The organism is Pseudomonas sp. JAI120, assembly GCF_014207255.1.
Taxonomy (GTDB): domain Bacteria; phylum Pseudomonadota; class Gammaproteobacteria; order Pseudomonadales; family Pseudomonadaceae; genus Aquipseudomonas.
Window position 1 is genome coordinate 1773168 of the sequence record NZ_JACHCZ010000001.1, and the last position, 13331, is coordinate 1786498.

Genomic DNA, 13331 nt, shown 5'->3' on the forward strand with positions numbered 1-13331 from the left:
CCGATAGCGGTGAGTCAGTCAACCCAAGTATCACTGACCCACCCTCATCGGGGGCAAGCCCCCTCCCACATTTTTAACCCAGTACATCAGACAAAAAACCGGACGGCTCTAAGGCCGCCGCGCTTTGGCTTTTGATCTCAAATCGCCCCGTCAAACACGCTGGCCGAACGCAGGCTTTGGAGCGTGGGTAACCCGGCAGGACGCCGGGTTAGCCGCGCTGGGCCAAGGATGGCCCATCGCGGCGGCCCACGCTCCAAAGCCGGAGTGAGGGCACACCGAGCCTAGGCGAGGTGCCGAGTGTTGGGGCGAAGCGTTTTTGGTTACTTTTGGCGCTCTTCCAAAAGTGACCCGCCGTAAGGGCGGAACCATAGGTAGCCGTGACCGCAGCAACGGATATGTACTCACCCAAACCCAGCGGAGATTAAAGCCCTTCCAACTCCGCCATCAAATCACTCAACCGATCCACCTTCTCCGCACTGATCTCATTAGCCGCCAGCCCCTCGATGTACTCGGCCAATTCCGCCACCGTGCTGCACTCGAACATCGCCCGCAGCGGCACGTCCCGTTGCAAGGTCTTCTGCACGCGCGAGGCAATCTGCGTGGCCAGCAACGAGTGGCCGCCCAGTTCGAAGAAGTTGTCCTGCACGCCGACCCTTTCGACTTTCAGCACCTCGGCCCAGATCGCGGCCAGGGTGCTTTCCAGTTCGTTGCGCGGCGCCAGGTAGTCCTGGCCGTGCAACTGACCAATCTCCAGTTCCGGCAGGGCCTTGCGGTCGAGTTTGCCGTTGGCGTTGAGCGGCAGGCGCTCGAACCATAGCCAGTGCAGGGGCACCATGTATTCCGGCAGTTCGGCGCGCAGGCGTTGCTTGATGCGGTCCAGGCGTTCGCTTGTATTCAGGGCTTCGTCGGCGGCCACCAGGTAGCCCACCAGATGCTTGCCGTTGGCGCCTTCGTGCACGCCCACTGCCGCATCGCGAAGCTCCGGTTGTTCGTGCAGGCGCGCTTCGATTTCACCCAGTTCGATGCGGTAGCCGCGAATCTTCACCTGATGGTCGATACGTCCGACGTACTCCAGCACGCCATCGCTGCGCCGCCGTGCCAGGTCGCCGGTGCGGTACAGGCGCTCACCCGGTGCGCCGAACGGGTTCGGCACAAACACCTGGGCGGTGCGCAGCGGATCGCTGACATACCCGCGGCCCACCCCGGTGCCGGCCACGCACAGCTCACCGACCGCCCCTTGGGGCACCAATTCCAGCGCGCCATCCACTACGTACAAACGGTTATTGTCCGTCGGCGTACCAATCGGCAGGTAAGTGCCACGGGTGGACGCCGGATCGACGCGGAAGAACGCCACATCGTCCGAACATTCCGCCGGGCCGTAGGCGTTGACCAGGCCGATATCCGGGTAACGCAACAACCACTGGTGCGCCAGCTCCGGCGGCATCGCTTCACCGGTCGGCAGCATCCAGCGCAAACCGTCCAGACTGATGCGATCCTGGGCGAGCATGCCCTGGATCAGCGACGGCACGCTTTCCAGCACAGTGATGCCGTGTGCTTGGACGTGCGCCAGCAAGCCCTGCGGATCGTGGGCGATGCTGTTCGGCACAATATCCACCCGCGCACCGAACAGCGGCGCGGCGAGGAATTGCCACACGGAAATATCGAAGCTTTGCGAGGCCGTCTGGGCGATCACATCCGTCGCGCTCAGTTGCAGGTACGGCACCTTGCTCAATTGGTTGTTGAGCATGCCGCGCTGTTCGACCATCACGCCTTTGGGCAGGCCGGTGGAGCCCGAGGTGTAGATCACGTAGGCGAGGTTATCCGGGCCGCTGTAGATGCCCGGATTTTCCCCACGGGCAGGCACTTCGTCCCACACCAGCAACTGGCAGTCGACGCCGTCCAGCAGCTCGATGGCCTGCTCACGGCACGCCTCGGTGCATACCAGCAGCGGCGTGCGGCTCATATCGATGATGCGGCTCAGACGCTGGCTCGGCAGGCCCGGGTCCAACGGCAGGTAACCGGCACCGGCCTTGAAGCTGCCGATGATCATGCCCAGCAGGTCCAGGTTACGCTCGGCCAGCAACGCCACCGGTTGGTCCAGGCCGACGCCTACCGCAATCAGCGCATGACCCAGGCCGTTACTGCGGCGGTTCAACTCGTCATAGGTCCATTGCTGGTCCAGGCAGCTGGCGGCGATACGCTGCGGATCAGCGCTCACCTGGGCTTCGAACAACTCGACATAGCTGCGCTCCAGCGGGTAGGCGTGTTCGCTCTGGTTGCAGCCGTCCAACAGGAACGCGCGCTCCTGCTCGCCCATCAGCGGCAGGTCGGCCATATCACCGTGGAAGCCCTGCACCAGCGCCAGCAGCAGGCGCTTGAATTCGCCAAGCATGCCTTGCACGGTGGTTTCGTCGAAGTAACGCTGGTCGTAGGACAGGTGCAGGCCGAGGTCATCGCCCGGATAGCACACGGCAGTCAGCGGGAAGTTGGTGTGGGTGCGGCCGGAGTCCGAGGTGGCATTCAGGCTGTGGGCGCGGTCCAGCACCGAGACTTCCACCGGGGCATTTTCGAACACGAACAGGCTGTCGAACAGCGGCTGGCCCTTGGGCAGTTCGCTGTGTTCCTGGATCGTCACCAGCGGCAGGTATTCGTACTCTCGCAGTTGCATATTGCTGTCGAGCAACGCACTCAACCACTGGCGTACGCTGCAGCGCTGGTCGTCCTCGGGCAGCTTCACCCGCAGCGCGATGCTGTTGATAAACAGGCCGACGGTACGTTGCATCTCGGGCATTTCTACCGGGCGCCCGGCCACGGTGACGCCGAACAGCACGTCACGGTCGCCGCTCAAGCGCCGCAGCACCAAGGCCCAGGCCGCCTGGGCAAAGGTGTTGACGGTGAGTTGATGGGCCTGGGCCAGTTCGCGCAGTTGCGCACCGTCACGGGCGTCGAGCCGGGTGTAGCAGTCGCCCACCACCATGCCGCCGCTGTGGCCGGCATGTTCGCGCAGGAACGGCCGGTCGCTCGGGATCGGCGTCGTGCGCTCGAACCCTTGCAGATTCTGCTGCCACCACTGGCGTGCTTCGGCGAGGTTCTGGCGTTGCAGCCAGGCGATGTAGTCGCGGTAGCGCGGCGGCGTAGCCAGTTGTGCCTCGCGGCCTTCGCCGAGGGCCATGTAAATATCGAAGAAGTCATTCATCAGCAGCGAACGGCACCAGGCATCGATCAGGATGTGGTGGTTGCTCATCATGAACCAGTAGCGCGCTTCGCCGACGCGGATCAGGCGCAGGTGGAACGGCGCCTGGTTGAGCAGATCGAAACCGGCTTCGCGCTCGGCCTTGAGCAGCGCTTGCAGGCGCGGTTCCTGTTCGCTTTCCGGATTGGCACTCCAGTCCAGGTACTCGATCGGCGTGCTGCCCGGCTTGTGAATCACTTGCAGCATGTCTTCGCCGACGTTCCAGCAGAACGAGGCGCGCAAGGCTTCGTGGCGGGCGATCACCGCTTGCCAGGCCTGGGCGAAACGCTCGGGGTCGAGGGAGCTGTTGATGCGGTAGCGGTCCTGCATGTAGTAGAGGCCGGTGCCCGGCTCCAGCAGGGTGTGCAGCAGCAGCCCCTCTTGCATCGGGGTCAGCGGGTACACGTCTTCGATGGCGCTGGCCGGTACCGGCAAGGCATCCAGTTGCGGCTGGGTCAGGCGGGCCAGGGGGAAGTCGGACGGCGTGAGGCCGCCGGCGTTGTCCTCCAGGCAATGGGCGACCAACGCTTGCAGTTCGGCCAGGTAGGCCTGCGCCAGATCCTGGATGGTCTGCTGGTCGTGGCGTTCGCGGCTGAAGGTCCAGCGCAGCACCAATTCGCCGCCGTACACCTGGCTGTCGACGCTCAGCTCGTTGGGCAGCGGCGCGTCCGGGTCATGGGCCAGGCCCGCCGACTCGTCCAGCGGATGGAACAGTGCATCGGCGCCGAAGCTCTGGTCGAACTGGCCGAGGTAGTTGAAGGTGATCTGCGCGCTTGGCAGCGTGGCCATGCTTTGTTTGCACGCGTCTTCTGCCAGGTAGCGCAGCACGCCATAACCCAAGCCTTTATGGGGCACAGCACGCAACTGTTCCTTGATCGCCTTGATCGAGTCGCCCTGCCTCACGTGCGGGGTCAAGCGTAGCGGGTAAGCGCTGGTAAACCAGCCGACGCTGCGGGTCAGGTCGACTTCATCGAACAGACTTTCGCGGCCATGGCCTTCCAGTTGGATCAACGCCGAATCATGCCCGCTCCAGCGGCACAGCACACGTGCCAGGGCAGTCAGCAGCAGGTCGTTGACCTGGGTGCGGTAGGCGCTTGGCGCCTGTTGCAGCAACTGGCGGGTGTGTTCGGCATCCAGGCGCACGCTGACCGTATCGGCATCGCGATTGCGCAGCGAACCGTGCGGGCGGGCCACGGGTAATACCGCGTCAGGGCCGGCTAACCGGTCCTGCCACACGCTCAACTCTTCACGCAGGGATTCGCTGCCGGCATACGCCTGCAAGCGTGCGGCCCAGTCACGCAGGGCGCTGGTCTTGGCCGGCAGGCTGACGGACTGGCCGTCGCTGAGCTGGCGATAAACGTTTTGCAGGTCTTCGAGCAACACGCGCCACGACACACCGTCCACCACCAAGTGATGGATCGCGATCAGCAAGCGTTGCTGGCCTTGCGGCCCATCCACCAGCAAGGCGCGCAACAGCGGGCCGTGTTCCAGGTCGAGGCTGCGCTGGGTGTCGGTGAACAGCGCGGTGCACTGCGCCATATCGCGCACTTGCGCCTGCATCAGCACGCCGCCCTGGGGCACGGCCAAGTGTTCGGCATGCCATTGCGCATCGCGCCGGGTGAAGCTCAGGCGCAAGGCGTCGTGGTGTTCGAGTACCGCCAGCAGCGCTTGCTCCAGGCGATGAGGGTCGAGCAGTTGCAGCGGTTTGAGCACCAGCGCCTGGTTCCAGTGCTGACGCGCAGGAATATCGGTGTCGAAGAACCAGTGCTGGATCGGCGTGAGGCCCGAGCGGCCGGTGAGCACGCCTTGCTCGGCGATGATCTGCTCGGCGCGCGTGGCGACCGCGGCCAGGGTTTGCACGGTCTGGTGCTGGAACAGGTCACGAGGGCTGAAATGAATCCCCGCCTGCCGTGCGCGGCTGACCACCTGGATCGACAGGATCGAATCGCCGCCCAGTTCAAAGAAGTTATCGTCGAGGCCGACTTGCTGCACGTTCAACACCGCGCACCAGATCGACGCCAAGGTGCTTTCCAGCTCGTTGCGCGGCGCCACGTAGTGTTGGCGATTGGCCTCGGGGTCGGGTTGCGGCAAGGCGCGGCGGTCGAGCTTGCCGTTGGCGGTGAGCGGCATGCTGTCGAGCACGATCAGGTGCGCGGGCACCATGTAGTCCGGCAGTTGTGCCTTGAGATGGGCCTTGAGCGCGTCACGCAAGGTGGCGTGGTCGGCGTCGCTGACCAGGTACGCCACCAGCTGCTTGCCACTCGGCGAATCCAGCGCCAGCACCACCGCTTCACGTACGGCGGCGTGCTCCAGCAGGCGGGTTTCGATCTCGCCCAGCTCGATCCGGAAACCGCGAATCTTCACCTGATGGTCGATGCGCCCCAGGTACTCCACCAGGCCATCGGCGCGTTGGCGCACCAGGTCGCCGGTGCGATACAGGCGACCGCCAGCGGCGGCAAACGGGTCGGCGACAAACCGCTCGGCCGTCATCCCCGGACGTTCGTGGTAACCCTGGGCCAGACCGGCGCCGCCGACATACAACTCGCCGGTCGCGCCTTGAGGCACCAGTGCCAGGTCGGCGTCGAGAATGTAGGCCACGCGGTCGCCGATGATGCTGCCGATCGGCACACTGGCGGCCCCCTCCTCCAGTTGCTGCGGCGCGAGGCTGGCCAGGGGCATGACCACGGTTTCGGTCGGGCCGTAGGCGTTGAAAAACACCTCGGGCTGGAACGCCGCACGGATACGCTGCACGTGTTCGCCGGTCAGCGCTTCGCCGCCGGTGATGCACATGCGCACCGGCAAGGTCTGCTGCTGGGTCGCGAGCCACTGCGCCAACTGGCTGCCGTAGCTCGGAGTAAAACCGAGGATGTTGATGCGATGGGTACGAATCAGCCCGCAGATTTCCTCGGCATCCCACTGGCCCTGGGCGCGCAGGACCACCTGCGCACCGCTGAGCAGCGGCACCAGCAAACGCTCGGTGGCGGCGTCGAAGTTGATCGAATAAAAGTGCAGCTCGCAATCGTCCGGGCGCATGCCGAAGCGCTCGATCACGGCCTGGCAATGCATGGCGATTTCACCGTGGGACACCACCACGCCCTTGGGTTTACCGGTGGAGCCGGAGGTGTAGATCAGGTAGGCCTGATGCTGCGGCACGCTGATAAACGGCAGCTCGCCGGCCGGGTAATTCGCCAGCACCGGCAAGTCATCTTCCAGGCACCAGCAGGCCACGGTCGCCGGCAATTCGCCGAGGGCTTCGAACATCGCCGCATCGCTGAGCAACAGGCCGATGCCACTGTCTTCGATCATGTAGTGCAGACGGTCCAGCGGGTATTCCGGGTCCAGCGGCACATAGGCGCCACCGGCCTTGAGGATCGCCAGCAGGCCGATGACCATTTCCAGCGAGCGCGGCAGCGCCAGGCCGACACGCACCTGCGGGCCGACGCCGCGCTCGCGCAGCATCCACGCCAGGCGATTGGCGCGGGCGTCCAGTTCGGCATAAGTGAGGGTGACACCGGCAAAGGTCAGCGCCGGGGCCTGCGCACGCTTGAGCGCCTGCTGGCTGAACAGTTGATGGATGCACTGGTCGAGGCGATGCTCGCCGGCTTCCACGCCCAGACTGTCCTGCAACGCACGTTGCTCGGTGGCGCTCAGCAATGGCAGTTCGCTGAGGCGTTGTTGCGGATTGGCGATCAACGCTTCGAGCAAGTTGCGCCAATGCTCGGCCATGCGCGCAATGCGTGGCTCATCGAACAAATCGGTGCTGTAGGTCAGGCAGCAACCCAGGCGATGATCGAGGTCGGTGACTTCCAGGTTGAGGTCGAACTTGGTCGCGCGGGCATCGTTGGCCAGGTAGTCGACGGTCATGCCGGCCAGTTGGCGGCTCTGCTGGAATTCCCAGCGCTGCACGTTGCACATCACCTGGAACAGCGGGTTGTACGCCGCGCTGCGTGGCGGTTGCAGGGCTTCCACCAGATGGTCGAACGGCAGGTCCTGATGGGACTGGCCTTCGATCACGGTGTGGCGGACCTGCTCGAACAGCTCGGCAACATTCATCTGCCCAGTGAGCTGGCAACGCAGTACCTGGGTGTTGAGGAACGCCCCGATCAGCCCTTCGCTTTCCGGGCGAATGCGGTTGGCCACCGGCGCGCCGATGCGCAGGTCGGTCTGGCCGCTGTAGCGGTAGAGCAACACCGCCAGGGTGGCCGTCATGGTCATGAACAGGGTCAGGCCACGTTCGGCGTTGAAGGCACGCACACGAGCGGCGAGATCGGCGCTGAGGTCGAAGCGGTACAGCTCGCCCCGGTGACTTTGCACCGGTGGCCGCGGACGGTCGCCGGGCAATTCGAGCAACGGGTGTTCGTTGCCCAGTTGCGCGGTCCAGTAATCCAGCTGGCGTTGGCGCTCGCCAGACTCCAACCATTGGCGTTGCCACACGCTGTAGTCCAGGTACTGCACCGGCAACGGCGCCAGCGGTGACAGGCGCTCATCGATAAACGCTTCGTACAGCGCGCTGAGTTCACGGGCAAAGATGTCCATGGCCCAGCCTTCGGTGACGATATGGTGCAGGGTCAGCACCAGGTAGTGCTCCTGCTCGCCGGCCTTGACCAGGCAGGCGCGCAGCAGCGGCCCGGTTTCCAGGTTGAACGGCGTGTGGGCTTCAACATCGGCCAGTTGCTGCAGACGCTGCTCACGTGCGCTTTCGTCCAGTGCAGAAATATCCTGCCAATCCATGCGCAGGCCGGTCTGCGCCGAAACCTTTTGATAGGCCACGCCGTCGACACTCGGGAATGTAGTGCGCAGGGTTTCGTGGCGCAGGATCAATGCCTGCAACGCCGCTTCGAAACGCGCCACATCCAGCACACCGCGCAGGCGCGCCATGCCGCCGACGTTGTAGGCCGGACTGTCCGGTTCCATCTGCCACAGGAACCACATGCGCTGCTGGGAATACGACAACGGCACCGGCACGCTGCGGTCGACGGTGGCGATTGCGGTTTGCTGGTTGCGTTGGCCGCTGGCCTGGATCAGGCCGACTTGCTCGGCAAAAGCGCCCAGCTCGCTGGCTTCGAACAAGGTGCGCAACGGCAGTTCGACGTCGCAGGCCTGGCGGGTGCGGGAGATGATTTGCGTGGCCAGCAACGAGTGGCCGCCGAGGGCGAAAAAGTCATCGCGCAGGCCGATACGGGGCACGCCCAGCACTTCACGCCAGATCGCTGCAACCTGCTGCTGCAAGGGTGTTTCGGGCTCGACGTGTTCGCGGGTTTGCCACACCGGCGCCGGCAACGCGCGACGGTCGAGCTTGCCGCTGGGGCTCAGCGGCATCGCGTCCAGGCGCATCAGTTGCGCGGGCACCATGTACTCCGGCAACTCGGCGGCCAGGGCGGCTTTTACGTCCTGTTCGTCCAGCGCGGTATGGGCGGTGTAGTAACCGATCAACTGCGCGTCACGCACCAGCACCACGGCCTGGGCGATGCCGTTCAGGGCCAGCAGGCGCGCTTCGATTTCTTCCGGTTCCACCCGGAAGCCACGCAGCTTGACCTGCTGGTCGAGACGGCCGAGGTATTCAAGCACGCCACCCGCGCTCCAGCGTGCGCGGTCACCGGTGCGATACAGGCGCGCGCCGGCCTCGCCCAGCGGGTCGGCAACAAAGCGCTCGGCGGTCAAGCCGGCACGCCCAAGGTAACCGCGCGCCAGGCCGATGCCACCAATGCACAGTTCACCCGGCACACCGGCCGGCAACGGGTTGAGCTGCTCGTCCAGCACGCGGCAGATCACATTGCCCAGCGGCCGGCCAATCGGCGAGCGCTCGCCATCCTCGGCGCGGCACTGCCAGTGGGTGACGTTGATCGCGGTCTCGGTCGGGCCATAGCGGTTGTGCAATTGCACCGCCGGCAACTGCGCCAATACGCGATTGCGCAACTCGGCGGGCAAGGCTTCGCCACCGGAGAACAGGCGACGCAGGCTGGTGCACTCGGCCACCAGCGGTTCGTCGATAAACAGCTGCAACAGCGGCGGCACAAAGTGCAGCGTGGTCACGCCGTACGCCTGCACCAACTGCGCGATGCGGTGCGGATCGCGATGTTCGCCAGGGCCGGCCAGCACCAGGCGGCAGCCGGTGATCAGCGGCCAGAAGCACTCCCACACCGACACGTCGAAACTGATCGGCGCCTTTTGCATCAGCACGTCGCTGTCATTCAGTTGATAGGTAGCCTGCATCCACTGCAAGCGCTCGGCCAGCGCCGCGTGGGTATTGCCCACGCCCTTGGGCTGGCCGGTGGAGCCGGAGGTGTAGATCACATAGGCGAGGTTGTCGCCGTGCAGGTGCAGGCCCGGTGGCTGGGTCGGCCAACCGTCGAGGTGCAGGGTGTCCATGGCAATCACGCACACGCCTTCGGCACTCGGCACGCGGTCCAGCAACGCGGTCTGGGTCAGCAGCAGGTGCACGCCGCTGTCCTTGAGCATGTAGGCCAGGCGCTCGGCAGGGTAATCCGGGTCCAGCGGCACATAGGCTCCACCGGCCTTGATGATCGCCAGCAGGCCGACCAGCAACTGCGGCGAACGCTCGGCGGCGATGGCCACGCACACGTCCGGGCCGACACCTTTGTCACGCAGGTAATGGGCCAGGCGGTTGGCCTGGGTGTGCAGTTGGGCGAAGGTCAGGCTGCCGTCCTGCCAGACCAGCGCGGTGGCGTCCGAGGTGTGTTGGTTGAGCAGTTCGGGCAGCCAGTGTTGAGCCGGTGCGCACGGCGCCTGGCTCCACGCTGGCTGTTCGTCCTGCTGCATCAGCTGGAGGTCGCCGATGGCCTGTTGCGGTTGTTCGCACACGGCCTGCAGCAGGTGAATGAAATGCTCGGCCAGGCGCTGGATGGTCGCGCTGTCGAACAGTTCATCGGCGTAGTCGAAAGACAGGCTCAGGCGCCCGTTGCGGTCTTCTTCGCTGTGCAGTTGCAGGTCGAACTTGGCTTCGCGGCTGTGCCATGGCAGCTCATCGGCGAGCATGCCCGGCAGGCGGCGCAAGGCGCTGAGGTCACGTTGCTGGTGGTTGAACATGACCTGGAACAGGCCCTGTTCGCGGGCTTGCGGGAAGGCTTCCAGCAGTTGCTCGAACGGCAGGTCCTGATGGGCCTGTGCGCCCAGTGCAGTCTCGCGGGTGGCGGCCAGCAGCTCAGTGAAAGGCAAGCGTCCGTCCAGCTCGGCACGCAGCACCAGGGTGTTGATAAAGAAGCCGATCAGGCCCTGGGTTTCCTGGCGCGGGCGGTTGGCATTGGGCACGCCGATGCGGATATCGCGCTGGCCGCTGTAGCGGTAGAGCAAGGTCTGGAACGCCGCCAGCAACAGCATGAACGGCGTGGACTGGTTGGCCTGGGCGGTCTGGCGAATCGCTTCGCTGAGGCTGACACTCAGGCGCGCACTATGGCGCGACGCACTGTGGCGTTGCTGGGCCGCACGCGGGTGGTCGGTGGCCAGGCTCAGGGTCGGGTGCTCGTCCCCCAGTTGGGCTTTCCAGTACGCCAGTTGGCGCTGGCCTTCACCGTCGGCCAGCCATTGGCGCTGCCAGCTGCCGTAGTCGGCGTACTGCAAGGCCAGTGACGGCAACGTCAGGGCCTGGCCCTGGCGTGCGGCGGCGTACAGACGCGAGAACTCGTCGATGAGGATATTCAACGACCAGCCGTCCGCGATGATGTGGTGCAGGGTCACCAGCAACTGGTGATCCTCATCGTCCAGGCGCACCAGGGTCACCCACAGCAGCGGGCCTTTTTCCAGGTCGAACTGGGTGCGGGCTTCGTCCTCGCGGATCTGTTGCGCGCGGGCTTCACGCTCGGCGGCGGGCAAATCACTGAGGTCGATGATTTGCAGGTCGAAATCGCTGTGGGCATACACACGCTGGAAGGCCTGGCCATCACGTTCATAGAAGCGCGTGCGCAGGGCTTCGTGGCGCTGGATCAGGTACTGGAAGCTTGAGCGCAACGCGTCTTCATCCAGCTCGCCACGCAGACGCAGGGCGCCGGGGATGTTGTAGGCGCTGCTTTGTGGGTCCAGTTGCCAGGTGATCCAAAGGCGGTTCTGGGCCAGGGATTGCGGCAGCTCTTCCTGGCGTGACAAGGCATGAATAGCACCTTGGGCGATGCCGCCGTCCTGTTGCAGTTGCGCCACGTTGGCAGCAAATGCAGACAGCGTCGGCGCCTCGAACAGCAGGCGCAGGTTCAGCTCCAGGCCGAGGGTTTCGCGCAGGCGCGCGACCACTTGGGTGGCGGTGATGGAGTTGCCGCCGAGCAGGAAGAAGTGATCGTCGGCCGCCACCGTGGCGACCTGCAACTGCTCGCACCAGATCGCCCCGATCTGGCTTTGCAGTTCGGATTCCAGCGCAACAGCGCTTGCCTGCGCGTGCAGATCGGGGAACTGCGCGTAGCAGTCGAGGCTGCCGTCGGCCTGCCGAAGCGCGCACGCCGCACGCTGCACCTTGCCGCTGGAGGTCTTGGGCAAGCCGCCGGGGTTGAGCAACACCACCACGCACGGCGCCTCTTGATAGGCCTCGGCCACGGCTTGGCGGATAGCTTTGATCAGCGCTTCAGGCGGCAGGATTTTCTGCACGCTGCGGCTGATTTCCGCGGCGATGCCGATGCCTTCCAGGCCCTGGTCATTCACCGCAAACGCGGCGACCCGGCCCTTGCGCACCACTTCCACTTCGCGCTCGATGGTCTGTTCGATGTCCTGGGGGTACAGGTTGTGCCCGCGCACGATCAGCAGGTCTTTCAGGCGGCCGGTGATGTACACCTCGCCCTCGCGGATAAAGCCCAGGTCACCGGTGCGCAGCCAGGTGCGGCCGGCATGCTGCACGAAGGTCTTGGCGCTGGCCTCCGGGTTGCGCCAGTAGCCGTGGGCGATGCTCGGGCCGCTGGCCCAGAGTTCGCCAACATGGTTGTCGGCCAGCTCGGCCAGTGTGTGCGGGTCGGCGATCAGTACCGCGTGTTCCGGCTGGCGGGTGCCGCAACTCATGATCGCACTGCCCTGCCCCGGCTCGGCGCGGTTGGCGGCCAGGGCCTGCTCGTCGACACGTAGCGCGGGGATGCCATGGCCACGCCGGCCGCCGGCGACAAACAGAGTGGCTTCGGCCAGGCCGTAGGAGGCGAAGAAATTATTCGGGGTAAACCCGCAGGCGGCGAACTTGTCGGCGAAGCGCTCCAGGGTGTCGAGGCGGATCGGTTCGGAGCCGGAATAGGCCACGCGCCAGCGGCTCAAGTCCAGGCGTTCCAGGGCCGTCTCGCTGACCCGCTCGCTGCACAGGCGGTAGGCGAAATCCGGCCCGCCGCTGATGGTGCCACGGTATTCGCTGATCGCTTCGAGCCAGCGCAACGGCCGGCCGAGGAAGTAGGCCGGCGACATCAACACACACGGCACGCCGCTGAAGATCGGTTGCAGCAGGCCGCCGATCAGGCCCATGTCGTGGTACAGCGGCAACCAGCTGACGATCACATCGTCAGGGTTCAGGTCGATGCCAAAGCCGCGCCGTATCAGCACTTCGTTGGCCACCAGGTTGCCGTGGCTGACTTGCACGCCCTTGGGCAAAGCGGTGGAGCCAGAGGTGTATTGCAGGAAGGCGATGTCATCGGGGTGCAGGTCGGGGGCGCTCCAGGCGCCGGCGATCTGTGCTTCGAGGGTGTCGACACTCAGCACCGGCGGCGCGTTCTCGACCTGCGCGAGGCCATCGGCCAGGCTGGCAATGGTCAGCAGCAGGCGTGGTTCGGCGTCACCGATAATCGACAGCAAGCGCTCCTGGTGATGACGGCGGGTGGACTCCGGCGGGTAGGCCGGCACCGCGATCACCCCGGCGTACAGGCAGCCAAAGAACGCCGCGACGTAGTCCGGGCCACTGGGGAACAACAGCACCGCGCGGTCGCCCAACTCGGCGTTGGCCTGCAAGGCGGCGGCGATGGTGCGGGCGCGTTGGTCCAGGTCACGGTAACTGAGCACCACGTTGTGCTCGGCCGACTCGGCGAGGAAGCGCAAGGCGACCTGGTCCGGGGTCTGCGCGGCGCGACGTTGAAGGGACTCGACCAGGGTGCGGGGAAGTTCGAAGGCGTCCATCATGGGGTTCCTGCCT

Annotated in this window: 1 protein-coding gene; it reads right to left on the reverse strand. The window is 65.3% G+C overall.

Annotation, left to right across the window (positions count from 1 at the left end):
- Positions 1 to 421: 421 nt before the first annotated feature.
- On the reverse strand, positions 422 to 13318 hold the full coding sequence (locus HDC32_RS08395; protein WP_184743516.1) for a non-ribosomal peptide synthetase: 12897 nt from the start codon (positions 13316 to 13318) through the stop codon (positions 422 to 424).
- Positions 13319 to 13331 lie beyond the last annotated feature (13 nt).